This is a genomic window from Paenibacillus sp. FSL H3-0329, assembly GCF_037963285.1.
Lineage (GTDB): Bacteria > Bacillota > Bacilli > Paenibacillales > Paenibacillaceae > Paenibacillus_AQ > Paenibacillus_AQ odorifer.
This window is the reverse complement of sequence record NZ_CP150150.1, coordinates 231,068-251,563: the sequence shown is the minus strand read 5'-3', so window position 1 is coordinate 251,563 and position 20,496 is coordinate 231,068. Positions and strand designations below refer to the sequence as shown.

The 20,496-nt window shown below is 44.2% G+C and carries 11 protein-coding genes and 1 tRNA gene; 1 reads left to right on the top strand and 11 read right to left on the bottom strand.

Annotation, left to right across the window (positions count from 1 at the left end):
* Positions 1-20 precede the first annotated feature (20 nt).
* From NSQ66_RS01170 to NSQ66_RS01145, 6 genes are all read right to left on the bottom strand, one after another.
* Complete coding sequence (locus tag NSQ66_RS01170; RefSeq protein ID WP_081388086.1) at positions 21-4,331, bottom strand: glycosyl hydrolase; 4,311 nt, start codon at positions 4,329-4,331, stop codon at positions 21-23.
* A gap of 396 nt (positions 4,332-4,727) precedes the next feature.
* Positions 4,728-5,072: a hypothetical protein gene (locus tag NSQ66_RS01165; protein WP_036687205.1), complete on the bottom strand. Its 345-nt coding sequence runs from the start codon at positions 5,070-5,072 to the stop codon at positions 4,728-4,730.
* Between the two features lie 218 nt (positions 5,073-5,290).
* On the bottom strand, positions 5,291-6,391 hold the full coding sequence (locus tag NSQ66_RS01160; RefSeq protein ID WP_036687204.1) for a glycerol dehydrogenase: 1,101 nt from the start codon (positions 6,389-6,391) through the stop codon (positions 5,291-5,293).
* 164 nt (positions 6,392-6,555) lie between these two features.
* The gene (locus NSQ66_RS01155) at positions 6,556-7,950 is read right to left on the bottom strand and encodes an MATE family efflux transporter (RefSeq protein ID WP_036687203.1); all 1,395 of its coding nucleotides are present in this window, start codon (positions 7,948-7,950) and stop codon (positions 6,556-6,558) included.
* 118 nt (positions 7,951-8,068) lie between these two features.
* Positions 8,069-8,152 (bottom strand) — tRNA-Leu (locus tag NSQ66_RS01150).
* Positions 8,153-8,379: 227 nt separating this feature from the next.
* A complete protein-coding gene (locus NSQ66_RS01145; protein WP_076141431.1) occupies positions 8,380-12,729 on the bottom strand; it encodes a bifunctional 2',3'-cyclic-nucleotide 2'-phosphodiesterase/3'-nucleotidase in 4,350 nt (1,449 codons plus the stop codon).
* A 686-nt stretch (positions 12,730-13,415) separates the two neighbouring features.
* On the opposite strand from NSQ66_RS01145, the gene NSQ66_RS01140 reads away from it, so the two are divergent.
* Positions 13,416-13,853, top strand: a complete 438-nt coding sequence (locus tag NSQ66_RS01140) for a hypothetical protein (protein WP_076141432.1) — start codon at positions 13,416-13,418, stop codon at positions 13,851-13,853.
* 36 nt (positions 13,854-13,889) lie between these two features.
* Here NSQ66_RS01140 and NSQ66_RS01135 read toward each other — a convergent pair whose 3' ends face one another.
* The 5 genes from NSQ66_RS01135 to ltrA form a co-directional block, all read right to left on the bottom strand.
* Positions 13,890-14,804 (bottom strand): polysaccharide deacetylase family protein, encoded by a 915-nt coding sequence (locus tag NSQ66_RS01135; RefSeq protein ID WP_076141433.1) that lies wholly within the window; start codon positions 14,802-14,804, stop codon positions 13,890-13,892.
* On the bottom strand, positions 14,776-16,098 hold the full coding sequence (locus NSQ66_RS01130) for an MFS transporter (RefSeq protein ID WP_076141434.1): 1,323 nt from the start codon (positions 16,096-16,098) through the stop codon (positions 14,776-14,778). The genes NSQ66_RS01135 and NSQ66_RS01130 overlap by 29 nt, the downstream gene beginning before the upstream one ends.
* 154 nt (positions 16,099-16,252) lie before the next feature.
* The gene (locus NSQ66_RS01125) at positions 16,253-16,786 is read right to left on the bottom strand and encodes a DUF1854 domain-containing protein (RefSeq protein WP_051491493.1); all 534 of its coding nucleotides are present in this window, start codon (positions 16,784-16,786) and stop codon (positions 16,253-16,255) included.
* A complete protein-coding gene (locus NSQ66_RS01120) occupies positions 16,779-18,974 on the bottom strand; it encodes an ABC transporter ATP-binding protein (RefSeq protein ID WP_076141435.1) in 2,196 nt (731 codons plus the stop codon). The genes NSQ66_RS01125 and NSQ66_RS01120 overlap by 8 nt, the downstream gene beginning before the upstream one ends.
* A 166-nt stretch (positions 18,975-19,140) precedes the next feature.
* Entirely contained in the window at positions 19,141-20,403 is a 1,263-nt protein-coding gene (ltrA, locus tag NSQ66_RS01115; RefSeq protein ID WP_036681916.1) for a group II intron reverse transcriptase/maturase, read from the bottom strand.
* Between the last annotated feature and the right edge of the window lie 93 nt (positions 20,404-20,496).

Sequence of the window (20,496 nt, the reverse complement as noted above, 5' to 3'; positions counted from 1 at the left end):
GCTTCCGGCTTTACTACTTTCTATTTAATCGTGATTTCGTCCACATATACGGTAGCACTACCCACCGGATCGGTTGCTGTGGTCATGACTTGTACGCCAATCGCTTGGGTCAAATTACGATCTGCTACCTTGCTGATATCCAGTGTTAGTGTAGTAAATCCATTGGCATCTACTGGTGCAGCCGTAGAAGCAGTCCATGTTCCCCAGCTTGAGCCACTTTGGGTAAACAGCTGAGCCATTACACCGCTAACATCGCTTGCTTCAATAGGTACAACCTTGATTTTAAGCGTAATTGTTGATGCATTCGCTAAGTTGGTAACCACCATACGACGCAGCTGGAATTGCCCTCCATTCAATGTTAAGTCCGCTTGCATCGAATGAGTTCCCTCAGCATACACAGCATTGCTCACAGATAGATTCTGAGCCAGTGCTGTATTATATTTATTATTTTCATCCACATTGATGCTGAAGCCTTGCAGTGTATTGTCCTCGAAGCCATAGACGACAGCTTCAGGTGCGGTACCATTCTTCAGGGTCCGAACATCATCCAGATACAGCGTAGAAGTTCCCGTACCGCTGAATCCCTCGAGCTTGATACCTATGGCTTTTACACTATTAAGATCAGCAATACCTGCCAAGTTGAGCGAAACCGTAGTAAATCCACTCGAATCTACTTTCACAGCTCCACTGTCAGCCCAAGCCCAGGTTGATCCCGTCTTAATATACAAACGTGCATCCGCTGTTCCGTTCGACAGTTTAATTTGTGCGCTTAATTTATCTACCGCGCTCAGATCCAGACTGCCATTTTTGCTGAGCTCAAAAGCTCCACCTGAATCGAGTGAGAACAAGGAGCTTAACGAATGAGTTCCTTCAGCAGCCTCATCAGTCGAGATCACTGCCGCGCTTGCACTGGCATTATTTTGCTCTACTGTCCAGTCCTGAGTATCTTTTTCGAAGCCATACAACAGCTTCGCCTGTTCTGGCGTGCTGCCAGGACCTTCGCCCCCGTTAGGGACGCCACCCGTTCCATCATTAAACGCTGTAATATCGTCAAAGTACAGCGTACCAGACGTACTTGCTACTGTGTCCTTTTTATTTACGTAGATAGACACTGCCCGAATGTCCTTAAGGTTCTCTTTAGTGATTACTTTACCGGCATTTCCTGTATCCCATGGCGCTGGAGCGAACTGGCTGAATGGAATTTCCACCATGCCAGGTGTCGTACCTGCCAGTGAAGGATAAGCTTCAAAAGAGATGCCGCTTGCATTGACCTGAATAACAAGTTTGTGGTCGCTGCCATCAGGTGCAATCCAGAGCTTCAATTTGTTGGCGTCCGACCAGTCGGCATTATTCATGTTTTTGGTACGACCTGTATAACCCTGGCCGTCCACATTATAATCGAATCTAAGGCCATACTTGCCATCATTTTTATGGTCCGCATCAAGTGAGATCTTATTTAGATCACCCGCAGGACTTAATGCCGCACGAAGTAATTCATCATTGCCTTTGTAATTCTCAAAAGTATCTACAATCAATGGGTCCCCAATGCCCTGCACGTCACTTACAAAGATTTGGATCGTTTGTGAAAGTACAGAACCATCCTTTGCATAGGACTTAACAGTAAGCATCACGCCTGATTCGTCGAAGGCTACACCTGGTGTCCAATCTGCCAAGTAATAGAAACCTTCTGTGTCAGCTGCCATACTGTACTCTGTTGTGTCATCCCCAATCAGATAGGTTACTTTATCCACGTCCTGATTCAACACACGAACACGAAGGGTCGATGCTTTTGTCGTGGGCACTGTTTGGTTTGCGGTTGGTGAGGCAATGTGTAAAAAAGGTTGCTCGGTTTCTGTAGTTACCTGTTTCGAATACGCATCCGCAACAGCCACTTCATAGCTGAAGCTTGTATACGGATCCTTATAATAGTCTACGAAATCAGGGAGCAGTTCATGATCTCCTAGTCCGTTTGGAGCATTTCTATAAGGGACAAAGATAGAATCTGTATTGAAATTCGCCCAAGTCTGCATGTACGCCATCCGTTTAGCATCCGGATCAGACTGCAGCGCAGCGATTAGCTTGGTAAAGAATTTCAGGTCCTTCGTTCCAGTTGGCTTCACACCCGAATAACCGAACTCAGTAAATGCTGCAATTTTTCCCTTATCATCCGCCAGCTTCGAAATCAGCTTAGCATCCTTCACAACTGAATCAAACCAACCCTCAGTGGTTCCGTCATAATAATTATCGAAGCCAAGGATATCAACATAGTCATCTCCCGGATACGTCTCAAGGAAGGTCGCATCTGTGCCGTTAAATGGACTTCCCGGTGAGAATGCATATAAGAAGTTATGCACATCTTTTTTGTCCCTTAAGTATTCAACGGTATAACGATAGATTTCAGCATACTGCTCCTTCGTACGGTAAGGCGCACCCCACCAGAACCAGCCACCATTTTGCTCGTGGAATGGACGGAAAATGACTGGAATAACTTTACCATCATCATCTTTTAAGTTATTCGCAAAGTCCGCAATCATATCCAGGAATGCATTAAATTCTGCATGCTTGTCACCGCCGGGTAATATATGCGTAAGCACATTTCCTTTGGTGTCATAAAAGTCCTTTCCTGTGACGAAGTTCGGCATATGCGAGCTTAATGTAAGCACGCCGCCTTTTTCATAAGCAGACTTCATCACGCCGATTAATTTATCACGATTCTCCAGCTTGGTTGCGCCTAAATCTCCCGGTTTCTCAAAACCTTCAAGACTAAGTGTATCCCAGCCGAACAGCCCCGGAAGGTCGCCTACTGCATTCTCGACCTCAGACTGCGTTCCGTCCTTTTCAGTAATAGAAAGTCCTTCTGTAGTAGCATGCTGATGTCCAAACAAGATCTCACTGCCGCGGATATCCTGTAAGTAGGCGAATAGTGATTTAGTCTCACTACTTGCATCAACATCCGCTAAATTCTCGATACGTCCCACAGGACCCGTCGGGTCGGTCGGTGTCGGTGTTGCTGTTGCTGTTGGTGTTGCCGTTGGTGTCGGTGTTTCCGTTGCTGTTGGTGTTGCTGTCGCTGTAGGTGCCGCGGTTGGATTAGTCGGACCTGCCGGCGTTATTGATGAGCCTGATGCCGAGGTAGGCGCTGGGGTAGCCGTTGCTACAGGACCTTGATTGCCTTTGATAATGACAATTGTGCCAGGAGCAATGGGCTTACCGTTCAACGTTACTCCTGTTGCCTTAACGTCCGCTTTTGCAATGTCGCCCTGACCGGAAATGGTGGTTCCAGTCGCTTTATCAGCAACGTTTAGATTTGCAATCGATGCGCCTTCACCTAGGATCAGTCCCACAGTTCTATTTAGAATTCCCGTGGTGATCATCGTCCCAATTCCAAACTCCAGCCTTGCTAGACTATCTACCGTTAGCTGAGAGATTTGGGTTGTACCACTCGTGAGGACACGAACCTCACCCTCTTTACGATTTATATTTACTTTGCCTAATGAGCTATTCTTAATAAGAATGGAGTTTACCCCGCCACCTGCAATAAATGTGGTGCCCGTAACCTTAATGCCCTCAAGGGTCACTTCGCCGTTACCGATCCCAGCGGTTAGATACAGGTTTCCGTTTATCGTTGCATTTTTTAACACAACACCATCCTGATTAACGACTACATTTCCAGAAACTATTCCTCCTTCAAAACTTCCAGATTGCGAGTAATAACTCTTCACTATTTTATTAATTAACGTTATAACTTCGGCACGGGTGATCCTTCCAAGCGGCTTAAAGGTTCCATCCTCATAACCTGTGATCAATCCTGAGAGCGCATCAACTGCATCCTTAGCATAAGCTTGAATCTGAGAGGAATCATTAAATCCACTCAATGATGAAGCGCTTTCAGTAGCTTGAAGAGTAAATATCCGAGCCAACATCGTCACCGCATCCTGACGCGTTATATAATCAGTAGCTTGTGCTTTATTCTCTGAGTATCCTTCATAATACCCAGCATATCGTGCCAACGAAAGCTGATCTGCATACCAATCGGTCGCTTTTACATCGGAAAAAGATTGATCTGACTTCATATAGAAACCAAATACCTTATTCAAGATCGTAGCAAACTCAGCTCTTGTAATTCCTTCATTGGGATGAAAAGAACCATCCTGATACCCGTTTAAAACGCCATTTTCTACCCACTTCGCAATATTTTGTTGTGCCCAGTGACCCTGTGTATCACCGAATCCAACAGTGGATGGTGCTGCTGCAGAAATTACAGAAGGGATAGGAGACATTATCATTGCACAGGCAAGTATACTCCCCAGCCACTTTTTCGCTTTTTTCATTCCTAATTCTCCTTCGAAAATAAATGGATTTGATAATAAGAATAGCCAACCAGCTGTTATGAACCCAATAACTATCTGTCCTTATAGAAGACAATTACAGACCTACTCGCTAACTATTCACCTCCACATCTCCAACTTTGTTATTGATAACAAACGCTAACAAAAACTTCTTATTTCGTTACATATTCCGGTATATGCAAGATTATAGCGGTTACATTGGCATAAAACAATCAAAATATTGCCTCTTGTTATAATTATTTTATATTTTACGTTAGCATATATGTTAGCTATTCCGTAAATAAATAACAAAATTCAATACAATATAACAAAAATAGACACCCCGCAGGAGTGCCTCCCAATAATCATATAGATGAGATCCAATTCATTTATCATGTTTTATTGGTGGCACGGAAACACAGATGTTCCTTCCCGCACCTCTTTCGTCAGATCGTCCATAGTGACAAGATTATGTGTAGTTCCGAGAACGATAATGACATAATACGATTGCCCACTTGAATCCTCGAGCACTACCTGATAACCTGACCCTCCAAATAAGGGTTTGCAAATCGTTGCAACTCTCAGCGATGCACTTTCCGTGTACTCTTTACGCACATAATCCATTCCAAGACTTCCTGCTGCCCGCTTGTTCTGACGCTCCGAGCTTCCGTGAATTACTGCTATTATTACCGCTCCAATAATTATGATAATAAGGATTAGATAACCCAATTGGTTTTTTCTCATCTTTCCTTCCTCCTTATTACATAGAGTACAATTGGCACAGCAGCGGGGCGATTAGCAATAATCTCGTTTCTGTAGGCACCCTATCCCGCGATTAAGTGCCAAAGCCAATAGCTATATGAAAAATTTTACCACTACAGTATTTCAAAAGCTTACCCTATATAAAAACAAAAGGCACCCCCAAGGGTGCCTTCATTATCACTGCATATTAGTTGTGCTAGTTATTTATAAGACTCTGCCAGCGAGTTCGCTACCACTATCGCATTGTACACATCTTCCGAAGTAACCGGGAACGGCATATTGCCCATTGTGTCTCCTTCTGCACAAGCAGCTTCAGCAACTTGGCGCCATTCGGATTCGATAAATTCCGTACACCCCAGATCGGCGAGGGTTAGCGGAAGATCTACATCCTTGATAAGCTTAATGACAGTTTCCAGCTCCTCATTTGAGGCATTTTCCAGTACTAGCTGGGCTAAAAGACCAAACGTAACCTTTTCACCATGCTGAGCTTTGTGTAGTGAAGGAACGGCTGTCATCCCATTATGGATAGCATGCGCGGCAGCCAGACCACCAGATTCAGCACCCACACCACTTAGATAAATTGTCGCTTCAATAGTTTCCTCCACCGCGCGTGTATAGAGCTTCTGATCAACCGCACGTTTTGCTTTTACCGCATTCTTAAGTAGAGCTTCATAACAAAGTCTTGATATACCTAGACCCGTTGTAGAAGGTTTCATGACTACGAGATTGTCGCCATTAGAGGCATAACAAGCACGGGCTTCAAAATAAGTAGCCAGTGCATCGCCAATTCCAGCTGCGAAAAAGCGGGAAGGCGCTGAAGCTAAAATCGCTGTATCAGCCAAGACTACATCCGGATTACTTGGGAGGAATAAGTATTGATCAAATGAACCATCTTTATTATAAATGACAGCCAGCGCTGTACATGGTGCATCAGTAGAAGCGATCGTCGGAAAAATAACTACAGGCAGCTTCTCATAATAAGCAGTAGCTTTGGCGGTGTCCAGTGTTTTACCTCCGCCGATACCGACGATGATATTCGCCCCAGCTTTACGGGCAAGTTCCCGATTACGATTAATCTCTTCCTGAGTACATTCATAATTGAATTTTTCAAAAGTAGCCTTATTGCCCGCACCTTCGATGGAACTTCCCGCCTCTTTCTTAGCACGTTCCAAAATGAACTCATCACAGATCACATAGGCATGATCGCCAAACGCCTTAATATACTCATTCAGATCTGAAAGTAAGTTATGGCCGGAGATAAATTTCTTTGGTGAAGTAACGGATCTAACGAAATGTGACATTGTGCAAGACTCCTTGTTGTGTGTTTTAGTAAGCATAAAGACGCAATTCCTACATATTATTACCCCGCTACCCAAGAAATACTCAAGTTGTATTCTCCAAAGGCACTCATCAGAGCATGCAAAAAAGACACCCCTCAGGGTGTCCTTTGATTTTTTTATATCTATTATATAACACGATGCTGAACCCATTTTTTGCCCATAAATCGCCGCAGGAAAATCAGACCTCTGATCCCCCACTCACAATTCATCGCCAGCCAAACGCCGAGTATACCAAAGTTCAGAACAATACCTAAGATGTATCCGAGCACTACACGGAACAGCCACATCGTAAGCATCGAAACCATGGAGGTAAACTTGGAATCCCCTGCCGCTCTAAGCGCCGAAGGCGTAATAAAGCTAATGGACCATAGCGGAATTTGCGCAATCGTATTGATGAGCACAATCAGGAAGATATCTCCCACAATCTCAGCAGGAGGATGGAACATCGACACTAATGGATTGAAAAAAGGCATAATCAGCAACCCCATTACCACCAGGGAAAGAGAAGAGGTGACAAGGAATGATTTAATAAATTTTCGAGCATCCTTAACATTATTGCTTCCCATACATTGTCCCACCACTGTAATAATCGTTAAGGACAACGCATTCCCGGGGATTTGCATAATCCCTGCAAAGGAGGAGGCAATCGCATTAGTCGCAAGTGCATACGTACCCAGACTAACGATAAAGATCTGAGTCAGAATTTTACCACCATTAAAGAACATCTGCTCCGCCGCAAACGGCATCCCGATGAACATTATTTTTTTCAGCATAGACAGCTTAACCACTACAAGATCGCGAATACGGATATGCAGATCGTTGTCCAATCGGAATAGATAATAAAGTGCGCAGAACGCCCCCAGGTATCTAGCTATATTTATAGAAATGGTCATCCCCAGAACACCCATATGCAACAGGTTAATAAAGACGAGATTCAATAAGACATAAGTTAAATTCATAATTAGCGAAAGCACAAGCGAGGCCCTCGTTCTACCAATTCCACGAAGAGCACCACATACCGCCTCCACAACAGCTATACCAAGATAAGAGATACAGCTCCCAATCAAATATATTCGGGCGTTCTCCATAACCTCTGGTGAGGCCGCTCCAAATAGTAAATTTAACAGCGGATTGTGAAAAAGAATTCCGAACATCCCAATAGCAAATGCCATCAGCGAAACAGATGACGTAGCACCTGCCGTAGCTTTTGACACCATGAGGTCATTGCCGCTCCCTTTATACTGCGCAACAACAACCGTCCCACCTGTTGAGACGGCAATAAACACACTAATGAGAAAAATATTAAGAGAATCTATCATATTGACCGCACTGATAGCTGCCACACCAGACGAGCTTATCATAGCTGTATTCACTAGATTAAGACCCACCACAAAGGCCTGATCCACTAGGATAGGGATGAATAAAGCAATCATCTGACGATAATCTATCGATTCACCAGAGAAATACTTTTCCAGAAACCGCACACTTTGCTTCGTATTTACACCTACATTAGGCTCCATCTTTGCTTCACTTCTTTTACATAGAGTTTGTCAAATTGAATTATGCGTATAAATAGAAAAAGGCTCTTCAGGTTGAAGAGCGATTCAAAAGTATTGCCTGTTTATATGCACTTAGGTATGCGGTCGAGAGGACTCGAACCTCCACGGGGGTTAGCCCACACGGACCTGAACCGTGCGCGTCTGCCAATTCCGCCACGACCGCACAAAATATTAAAAAATACAGTGCAGAATATAAGTTAACATGATTTCACAGAAAGAGCAACAACAAATTTAACAAGTAAAAGCGCCATCGGCGTCCTTGTAAGGACAGTAAGCGTTTAAGGGAAGACCATAAGAGTATTGGTGCCACTTATACTTTCTTATATTTAAAAAAAGTGTATCGATGCCCTCACGAGGATCATCGATACACTTTTAGTTAGAACAATAGAATTATGATACTTGTCCAAGCATGCGATAGATGATAACCGCTGCTTGAGCGCGATTAGCTATACCCTTAGGTGCAAATTTCCCACCATCAACACCGTTGACGATTCCCAATTGAGTTAGCTGTGCGATAGCCTCTTGTGCATAAGGAGCAATACTGGATTTGTCTGCAAACTTACCCAATGCTGCATTTTTATCAATTGGCTGTAGTTTGTCTTTCAGTGCGTTAGCAACCATAATGGCCATTTCTTCACGAGTCACTTCACGACCCGGTTCAAATTTGCCATTTCCAGAGCCTTGTACAAGTCCAGCCTTCACCGCAAGGGCGATAGAATCCGTGTACCAAACTCCTTGTTTAACATCGTTGAACGAACTGGTTGTTGCTGAACCCGTAAGATTCAGTGCGCGTACCAGCATCGTAACGAACTCTGCTCTAGTCACTGTTTTGGTTGGCGCAAAAGTATTTGCATCCAGACCTTTCAGAATGCCCTTAGCAGCCAATGCTTCAATAGCTTCTTGCGCCCAAGCTACCTTACCCAGATCCTTGAAGTTTGCTGCTGGCGCAGTAGTTGGTGCAGGTGTTACCGTTGGTGCTGTTGGTGCTGTTGATGGTGCTGGTGTTGCTGTTGGTTTCGCGGTTGGAGTAGGCGTTGGAGTTACACCGGTAGAACCGCCTCCACTGCCATTGCCCGATCCCGAATCAGCCTTTAATTTATTAATAATACGTCCTTCAATGGCCGCTTTAATCTCTTTGCCATTAAACGTTTTTACAATGTAGTCGTAGAATACGTCCAAATCAATAGGTCCAGCCAATGAATCACTAGCTTGAGTCAGAACCTTGTAGTTATCTCCACCCGCAGCCATAAAGTTATTTACTACTGCTGTATATTTCTGCGTAGGATTAATTGGTGTTCCATCAGTTAGTGTGAGGCTCGCAATACGATCAGCTACTGGCAGATACATATTCGCTGTATATTTCAGTCCGGAAATTTGCAGCGTTTTGATATCTGGTGTTCCATCAGCTTTTACATTCCATTGCTGTTGCAGCAATGTTTTGATTTGCGCTCCGGTTAGTGTCAGCTTCACAAGCGTGTTGCCGAATGGCTGAATTTTAGCCAGATCGCCGAAGGTTACAGGACCTTTCGGAAGGTCCGCACGGATACCGCCTGGATTCATAAAGGCGAAATCGGCAGCTTTTGCACCATCGCCGAAGTCAGCATTACGCATAGAGTCAGCAATCAGATTCCCAAGTGCAGCCTCATTATTGTAAGCATCGGTACGAGTGATAGTTCCGTCCGTTGTACCTACTGGTTGGGTAAGCTCAGGATGCTTCTCAAGGTAAGCATTAACCAGTGCCACACTTTCCGGATCTGGTGTTACACCCTCATGGAAGGTGGAAGTTACCACAGCAGACTTATCCTTCACATCACCTGTTTTAGGATCAATGATCAACTTGATATCCTCAAATGCTGTACCGTAAGAATAAGCTTGTACAATCAGCTTGCCGTTTACTGTTCCATTTGCAAGTGCATGGTTATCACCAGCAACGATAACATCAACAGGGGATTCCGCAGGAAGCGCATTGGCCAGATCAGCCGCTTCACCTGTAGTCACACCATCTTTGGTCGTTGCAGGATCATGTGCAAGCACGATAATCGTCTCAACACCTTTAGATTGAAGCTCCTTAGCGTATTTCTCCACAGCCGCCACTTCCTCCTCAGGCGTGAGGAAATGCACGCCGGCCGTACCGGAAGGCGCTACCTTGCTTGGTGTGGATTTTGTTACAAGACCAATAAAGCCAATTTTCACACCGCCTACTTCTTTGATTACATAAGGATTAATAATTGGCTCGCCAGTTTTGGCATCCACTGCATTCGCATTAACATAATCAAAATCAGATCCAGCATGGTTAACTTTATTATCCTTAGGGTCGATACCACCATAAAGCTGTGTCATCAGTGCATCAACACCTTGGTCAAATTCGTGATTACCAAGAGAACCCACATCAAATTTCATCATGTTCATCCAAGCATGAGTCGGCTCATCGCGCTCAAGGGATGATACTGGAGCGGATGCTCCAACGGAGTCACCATTATGGAAGAGTAATGAGTTCTCATACTTTGCACGAGTTGCTTTCAAATAAGTCGCGAGATAGGCTGCTGTGCCTACAGACTTATTGTTCACTGTAGAAACAGTGTCGAGTTGACCGTGGAAGTCATTAATTCCAAGAAGGTGAACCTCCACATCTTCCGTCGGTGCAGGTGTCTTCACACTTAGATCTAGCTTGAAAATTCCAAAGCCCTTATTATCTTGCTGTCCAGTATCGGAAATGTTCGCTGGGAGTACATTTGCCGCTTTAGGTGTTGTTGTAAATGTAACATCAACATTGCCTTTGATAGGTGCCAAGGACCAGTTACCATCAGCAGTTGGATCAATCATACCAGCTTCACTGATGTAGTCCATCAGAACCTGACGATTCTCATCTTGAGAGTCTACAACCAGCTCTGCACCTTTAACACCCGGGAAGTTCCCGCCACCACTTGCGCGGTAATTGTTAGTAACAACAATGAAATCCTGATCTAGATCTAAAGGTTGATCATTGTAAGTGACATCCGTTACACGACTCGAAGAAGCATCATTAATCGTACCATCCGGATTGTACTTCGCGTTTTTCGTCACATCAATTTTATATTGAACCCCATCGATTACATCGAAGTTAAAAACCGAAAATTTCGTATTCAACAGAGACTGCGGAGTCGAGATCCCTGGTTTGATGCGGTTAAATGCGCCCGCACTCATTTCCAACCATTCTTTCACAACAGAACCCTTAACTTTGATTGCTTTAAGGGTATTATCATATAAATACAGGTCACTTGCGCTACGAATAGTCAAGTCACCCTTATCAATACTGGTGTACTCATCAGGTCCGTTGCGTCCTGCTTTAAAAGGAGCACCAACACTAAGAATGGCAAGGTCCTTATATTGAGGAACATTGATATCAATATAATTCTGAACGTACCACTTTTGTGCATACGTAACAAGTTGAACCGTAGGATCATCCTGAACCATTGCGAAATAGCTGTTCATCGGAGCTGTTGTAACACCCAGCTTTTGTCCAGTATAAGCAATAGTAGCCTCATGTGCTGCTGCAACAGCTGCATCTACAGCCGCATCAGGCTCAACCAGTGGTATATTCACTTTATTCTCTGTCTTATAAATAGAACGAGCAGAAGCTTTTGAACTTTGCTTGTCTACCGTCCAGTCATTACCATCGTATACAATGTTCAGATCGATTAGACCCAAATAAGCTCCGCCGTAACCAGCTTGTACAGCAGGCGTACCGTTAATGTGACCATTCACATTATCGATCACAGCCTTTTCGTTTGCATACGGTTGTTTAGTAACAGGATCTTTGAACGACGCGTCCAACGTATCGTTATTCCCTGTTGGGAATACCTTATGCGTATGAGAGAACGTAATCGCATCAATATCAGGAACCTTACTCAAAGCGTTAATATCATTCTCAGAACCGTCTCCTGTAACGGCGTTAACATCAAACCCCGTATGGGCCATAGCAACAATAACATCTGCTCCCTTAGCTTTCATTTCAGGAACAAATTTTTCTGCCGTTTTAGCAATATCTTCAACGACAACTTTGCCTTCCAGATTAACCTTGTCCCACTCCATGATTTGAGGAGTAACTAGGCCGATTAGACCAACTTGAATCGTCTGCTCATCGCCGTTACTATCCGTAACTTTCTTAGGAAGAATAACATAAGGCTGATAAGCATTTGTAACGCCATCCATTTTATATATATTCGCATTCACATAATCAAAATTGGCTCCAGTAGTCATCTCATTACCAGTGCTACCGTTTATCGTACGATCTAAAAATTGTAATCCATAATTGAATTCATGATTACCAAAAGTCGCAGCATCATATCCCATAGCGTTCATGGCTGCAATCATCGGATGGATATCAGTAACATTAGTAGGGTCCTTCAGATCCGATTCCTTCGCCACATAAGTACCTAGCGGAGTTCCTTGAATCAAGTCCCCATTGTCGAGTAGGAGGGTGTTGGGTTCTTCACTTTTGGCTTGTTTCACCAAGCTTGCTGTGCGGTCAAGACCGACAGTTACTGAAGCTGCATTCTTAAAATAGTCCCAGCCGTAGACATTGGTGTGCACGTCCGTCGTGCTCATCAGCCGGAGTTTGGCTGTGGCTGCGGATGCTGCTTCAGCTTTATCTGTACCCCAAGCTGCACCCAAACCAATACCTCCAAACACCTGCAAAGAAAGCACTGCAGTTGCTAATACAGAAGCAATCGGCTTATTCCATCGTGTCTTCCATCCCATAATAATATTAGTCCTCCCTATCATTTTCACATAATTTCTGTGATATTATATCACACAAACATAACCAATTATCATATAATTGTAAAAATAATATAAAACAATGTTAAATATAATAACATAAGAAGAAAGACCTAGACTTATGAATCCGTTTTTATAGGTCAAGAGTCAATAGATGCAAAAAGAACACATCTTCACCAGATGTGTCCTAAAAACAATCCTATATAAAGTCTAGAAAAGTCGAATCTATATCCGGCACTACTTTTTACCCATTCATAGCAGTAATCCCAAAACAGATTGCAGTTATTAGAGATAAGGGTGTCATCACAAGTTTTTCTTTCATGCTCCTCGACAATAAGTTCATTATAGTATTAAGAATTAAATAGACTGCGAAAAAATAACATACCCTTCTATCAAAAGGTAATCCAATAGAGATCACATTACCTGCCTGCAATAAGTACAGGATGGCAATTAGCTGTATCACTACTGAAACTCCACACGCGACTCTCATTTGTGGAGGCATAATTCTATGCCTTCCTCCCATTGCAAATTCCCCATAAGGCAGTCCCAGAGACAGCAGTACATAAAGAATCACTGCTCCCAAATATTTTTTTATGATGAACCAGCACAAGCAACACAAAAATATCTGAGTAATATAGAAGTAAATAGACCAATGAGGTGATCCACAAATGGCAAATACAACGAAGATTCGCAAACGTGCTGAACAGCTGAAAGGTAGACCCGTGTGTATTACGTTACATGATGGACGTACGTATATAGGATGGATAACCGGCCTCGATAAGAATGGACTGACCCTTTCCAAACCGCGTAAAAACAAACACAGAAAATCAAAAAAACACTCTTCTTCCCGCTCCCGGAAAGCAAACGTATCAGGATTAATGCCCTTATTCGGCTCACTTTTCGGAATGGGTGGAGGCGCTCTAGGCTCCGCAGGAGCAGGGGCTTCCAGTTCTGGAGGCGGTGGATTTGGCGGATTTGGGGGGTTCGGGGGAATCGGCAACTTTATTGGAATGGTACAAAAAACTATGCCGGTTATGAAGATGGGCTACAATATGATTAAATCTATTTCCCCCTTCCTTAATGGGCTAAAAGGATTAATGGGATAATCAAAAGACACCCCTCAAGGTGTCTTTTATTTTTGCTCATAATCTTATCAGGTTCTTTAACAATCTGCCTGCAGATCTTAACCGTGGACGTTTTAGATGCTCCTGTACATAACGATAATTCGTCAATTCAACCTTAGCATCACTGAGGGCATAGGTAAAATCATCATCAAAGGGCAACTTATACTCCCAAACTCGCTTACTCCAGTGCGGAATATTTGCTTGCATCCATGGATCGTCTATCCCGGGATGAATATAGGTCTCACTAACGCCATCCGGCAACGAATACAGCTTAGCAATAATAGATCTTTTAAAACTTTCATACGTCTCGCCTTCCTCTACACCAAAAGGATGCGATAGCAAATAGTCGGGAATCGGCACCCCAAACGTATCCGCCAGCCCTGCTCCAAGGGCAACTGGTCGTTTAATATTTTTCAGCGATGCCAAAAGCGGATCCTCAGCATGGATGTATCTGAAGAATCGTGAGGGCAATCCCCAGCGCGAAATTTTCCACAACGTCTGCGGTAGCAAGCTGCGTCCTGTTTCCATTCCGTATAAACTACCCATGTGGTTGTCTACATGGCTAATCACTATTCCCGACTGTTTTACTCGCTCGTACTGCGCATCTATCTCCTTTAGTACGGCTTTTGTCTGCGCTCCCTGTTCGAACTCTTTTACCGTCCTATATTGATGTCCGCTCTCGTCGTGAAGAGAAGTCTCTCCCGTCAGGCTCGCCCAGCGCAAAGCCTCAAATTCACTAGTCATCGTCAAGTGAAGTCCCACATTTCGTTGTTGCCTGCGACTACACCATGCAGATGCCTCCTCAAACCCAGGGGCCACCGCCATAATCGTTGCGGAGGATACTTTTTCCTCTTCCAGCAGATGTTTAATCGCCTGATTCATGGGGGGACTTTGTCCAAAATCATCACAATTGATGATTAATTTTTTGTTCATAGTCAGCCTCACCTCTCAAAGAGTCCATAAATGTAAATTTCATTGTGAAGGATATGACAACAGCTATGGCCAACAGACATAATGGCACCACACTTATTAAATACCTAAATGTCGCTTCAGGATTGGACCCTGGGTCATCACCGCCTTGATAGCCAAAGATCATACCTACAATGAAAAAAGCTAACGCAGAGATTAACCCGCTTGAACGAGTAATGAATCCGCTTACAGCCGTGTAGATTCCTTCTCTTCTCAGACCTGTTTTTTCCGCATCCTCATCAATAATCTTGCCACCTACTATTGCTGGGGTCACTAGAAATCCGGCTAATCCGAAACCGACAACTACGCCAGCAGCCACACCACTTAAGAGATCATAACCAAACCATAACGGAATTACCGATAACGCATATAAAATCAGTGATAACCGCCACGCCTTGACCCCGTCCATCTTACGAATCATCCAGTACCACACGAATACTAATGGAATGACCGAAACAAACACAGCTGCGAGTAAAATCGATACCTGAGCCTCTGAGATATGAAGTACATATTTTGCATAAAAAGGAATCATCGAGCTTACAAGTCCATTCACCGTTTGAGCAAAAGAGTTCGAAATATTAAACACCCAAAACTTTTTATTCCGAATGGTCTCCCGAAAAGCTGGAATCAACTTCAAGGGTTCCTGCTCTGTGGGCTCCTTCTTTTCTTGGACATTCATCATACATAAAAACATAAATACTCCAAAGAGACAGGCATACACTATAGCCATATTAGAGAAATTAATAGCTGCAAAAATAATTGGCGTTAAGGCAGTACCGATTAACAAAGCAACGACCTGATAGCCTTGCTGAATCGCGGAAGCTTTTGCCCGAATACGGTCTCCTCGGAAGAGCTCCGGGAGTAACGCTCCATAGTTCACCCACAACACAGTAGCGACTGCCTCATAGAAAATAAGTGTGACTAAAAACCAAGTGAACAATCCATTCTCAGATAATCCGCCGGGAGGGGAGAAAACCAGTACAAATGCCAGCATAAATAACGGAATTGAGCCAAATACCCATGGTCTGCGTCGACCTAAACGAGTCTCTGTGCGATCTGACCAATAACCAAATAACGGATTGTTTACCGCATCCCAGATCAGAAAGATTGTTCTGGCTAATGTAGCTAGTCCAATGCCCAATCCTAATTTTTCTACATAAAAGTAACTGTAAAATGAACTAAATGCCTGACTTGGAACCATCATCGCAAACATCCCTAAAGCAAAGGTGTACGGCGAATTGATCCATTTACGCTTCACTCACATACCTCCCATATGGAAAAGATCCGGTTGTAATATATTACCATACCAATGAGAGAACGCCATCAATTTTTTCCTTCGTAGAATCTACGGATAAAAAAAAGAGGCTCCGCAGACCATCAATAAATGGCTGCGGAGCTTTTTCACAACTAGACTATAAAACATCCTTCAGCTTGCTCCGGCTCTGAACATCCAGGGCTAGATAATCACGGATTTCGCATCTTTTCCCATTGATATCTGTAAGAATGATTCGCTTATGACTTGGATATTGCATATGCTCGTGCAGGTTCCGCATAACGATCCGGGTCTGGCCCAGATTCGTTTGCAGCTCCCAAATCCACATATCCGCTTTTTGCTTAATAGAATCAATGCGGGTTACAACCGGAAGAAAATACCGCAGCCGGAGCTCTGTGTCCACTTCCACGCGACTTTCTTCATCGAGCTGATCAATGTCACGAATGACTCCGATCTCCTCACTCTTGGAGTTACGAACTGAGATATACTCCGTGGTATATTGGAATGGAAATATACGAAAAAGAATTAATTCCTCATAGACCTGACCCTCCACTACTCCTTGAAACACGCCACCTTGACTGCGGCTAAAAGAGATTGCACCCGGTTCAAGAATGTTAATCTCATAGGGATCTTTAGGATTCAATTCCCCGTTAACAAGATTCGGATCACTCATGCATCTCAACCCCCTTAATCTGCGACATTTCCTTCTGTGCCTCAACTAGCTTGAAGTAAGCACCTTCTGCAGCAAGCAATTCCTCATGTGTACCCACTTCAATGATCTTACCGCGTTCAAGCACTACAAGCCGGTTCGCATTTCTTAGCGTGGATAATCGATGGGCAATAGCGAATGTCGTTCTGCCTTTTACCAGTCGCGAGATCGCTTCTTGAATTTGCCGCTCGGTCACTGTATCTACAGAAGCTGTTGCTTCATCTAGGATTAGAATTCGTGGATCGTGAATTATTGCTCGGGCAATAGACACTCGCTGCTTCTCTCCACCAGACAATTTATGTCCACGTTCCCCAACTCTTGTATCATAGCCATCCGGCAATTGAACGATAAAATCATGGGCGTTGGCGATTTTTGCAGCGCGCATGATTTCTAATTCCGTAGCGTCCGGTTTAGAATAGGCAATATTCTCAGCAATCGTTCCGTCGAATAGAAACGTCTCCTGCAGCACTACACCGATCTGACTACGCAGATCTGACTGGCTGATATTTCGGATGTCCACACCATCGATGGTAATGGTTCCCTCATCTGTGTCATAGAAGCGACAGATCATATTAATGAACGTCGACTTACCGGCACCTGAATGTCCGACCAGACCAATCATCTCGCCCGCACCCACTTTTAAATCCACGTTCTTGAGCACAGGATGATGTTTTTCGTATCCATAAGTAACCCGCTTAAACTCAACCTCACCATTTACGCGGCCGATGGCTGCTGGATTTACTGTATCAGGCACATCTGACGGAGTATCCATAATCTCAAAGACCCGATCTGCTGCTGAAATCGCATGGCTGGCCCAGTTGATCATTTGGCTCACCCACTGCAAAGGTCCGAGAAGCATCCCAAGGTAGGTCACCAAAGCAATTAGCGTACCGATGGATAATTGACCCTCCAGCACCGTTTTTCCGCCATAAAACCAAATTAATAACGTACCAACACCAGCAACCAACGCAAAAGCAGGAAACATCCCCTGCCATAAGCCTTCGATCCGAATATTATGCCGCACCAACTCCTTATTGGCGACCGTATAACGTGACATCTCTGTTGTTTCCTGGCCGAATGCTTTGACTACACGAATCCCCTGCAAAGAATCGCCAACCAAAGCGTTTAATCTAAAAATAGATCTCCACTGCTGGTACCAACGTCTGCCAATCATCGGCCATAACACGGTCGACAGCACCACCATAAGCGGCATAGGCAGCATAGCAAGCAGCGTTAGCTTCCAATCCATACTGAACATAATAGTGAAAATAGCGATTACCCGCAGCGATTCACCCGAGACCCAGATTACACCGTCAGTCATAAATTGCCGCATCGCCTCTGAATCATTATTCACCCGTCCAATAAATTGCGAAGATTGTCTTCGGTCGAAAAAAGATAAAGATAATTTCATCAAGGAATGATACACATCATGACGAAGATCACCCATGATTTTGGAACCAATCCATACCCCTATAAGTCCACGTACAGTCTGCATTAAAGTTATTACTAAGGACGTGGCTGCTAGCCCGATCACAATCCATAGAAGCGTCGAGCCCATATCCTTTTCTGTCAACACATTATCAACGATCATCTTCGTCAAAAATGGTGGAACAAGCTCTACCAATGTAGTAAAAATCAACATAATCGCCGCAGCGATCATTTGGATCTTATAAGGCTTAGCGTAACTCAACATCCGAAATAGAACCTTGCCGTTACTCTTGCACACCGGACAAGCTTGTGAATCTTCCGGCAGCGGATTGCGGCATTTTGGACAATTTCTTGGAAACTCTTTTTCAGAAGCGGTTGGCCGTTCCTCGCCTTTAGCTACAGCGCCAATTAATTTAGCAGCAAAACCAAATATAGAGGTAAGTGATGCTGTATAACGTATAAGTATAATAGGCCCCGCTTGGGTATCCACAAGCAACGAACCGCCGCCTACCCCGCCTACTACCCGGGCATCGGTAATATTCGAGACTAGAAGCTTTGAGACCAGTTTCCCGTCCGTCCCCCAAACGGAAACCTCCTTCTCAGTCAATACAAGCCACTGCTCACCGAATTGCCCATCTTTCATTAAATCAGATACAGAGTGAAATAAAGGTTGTTCTGTAAGCTGTATTTCTATAGACTTGGGAAGTTTATCAATAGATGTCATACATTTCTCCCCTTTCTTTACCCACCTATTTACTCACATATATTTACAGTGGTAAAGATGAAAAAATGATTATAATTGTTTTGTATGCTTACTTGAATCGAGTAGGAGGGGGCGGCTAGCCCCCGACCTCTCACACCACCGTACGTACCGTTCGATATACGGCGGTTCATGAAATATTCCGTAAGGAGTTGTATCTGTCCAATACACTCTTTAATCCATTGGCTTCCCAATATTGGTTATTCAATGCATGTTGTAGAATTGGACTCCCTGCAATTCGCCAATACCCTTTTCGGGTATTTCCCCACTCATAGGCTTTATCCTTAGGTACCCCTAAGGATATAAGTCTTTTGACTTTGGTTCTAGGGGTCTTCCACTGCTTCCAGAGGCACATTCGTAGCCTTCTTCGTATCCATTTATCCATATCTCGAAAGGTACTTGGGGTATCCGCCAGCGAGAAATAACCGCACCATCCCATGAGGTAGTGGTTTAGTTCCTTGATTCGCTCTTCCATCTTCATCGATCTCTTTCGAGAGGATATCTCCTGTATTCGAACCTTGACTCTCTGTAAGGACTGCTTCGCAATTCTCACCTTTGGTTCTTTGTCCACACTAAAACTAAATCCTAGAAACTTTCGTTTCCAGGGACGGTCTACCGCGCTCTTTACTTGGTTCACCTTCAGCTTTAGCCTCGTCTCGATGAATCGGGTGACCGTTGTCTTGACTCTCTCTCCTGCTCTTAGCGTTTTCACGTAAATATTGCAATCATCCGCATAACGAACGAAGCGGTGCCCACGTTTCTCGAGTTCTTTGTCGAGCTCATCTAGGACAATGTTAGATAATAACGGACTCAGTGGACCGCCTTGCGGGGCACCTTCCGTTGTCGGGGTTACTAACCCGTTCTCCATCACACCTGACTGAAGATATTTGCGGATAAGCAGGAGAACTTTCTTGTCCTCCACTTTCTCCGAAATCTTCATCATCAGTCGGTCATGGTTGACGCGATCAAAGAATTTCTCCAAGTCTAGGTCGACTACGAATCGATATCCTTCTTTCATAAAGGTTCGAGCTTTCCTCACCGCATCATGCCCTCGTCTTTTCGGACGGAATCCATAGCTATGGTCGGAAAACTCTGGATCAAACAATGGAGTTAACACCTGCGCGATTGCTTGTTGAATCATTCGATCTGTCACGGTAGGTATTCCTAGTAACCTAACACCTCCGCCACCGGGTTTCGGGATTTCGACTCGGCGCACGGGGCTCGGTTCATAGGTTCCTTCTTCTATGGCATGCCGCAAGGTCTGCCAGTTTTGTACGATGTGTTCTCGTAAGGATTTTACGGACATCCCATCTACGCCATGACTTCCTTTATTCGCTTCAACACGCTTTAAGGCTTGCAGAAGATTTTCCCGTGATAGCAGTTGCTCCAACATTTTTTTTTAACCTCTCTTTACGTGATTTATACCTTCCATTTGTGCCAAAGATGAACTCCGCCCTGCTGAAGTCCCCCACGGGATTCACCGTTT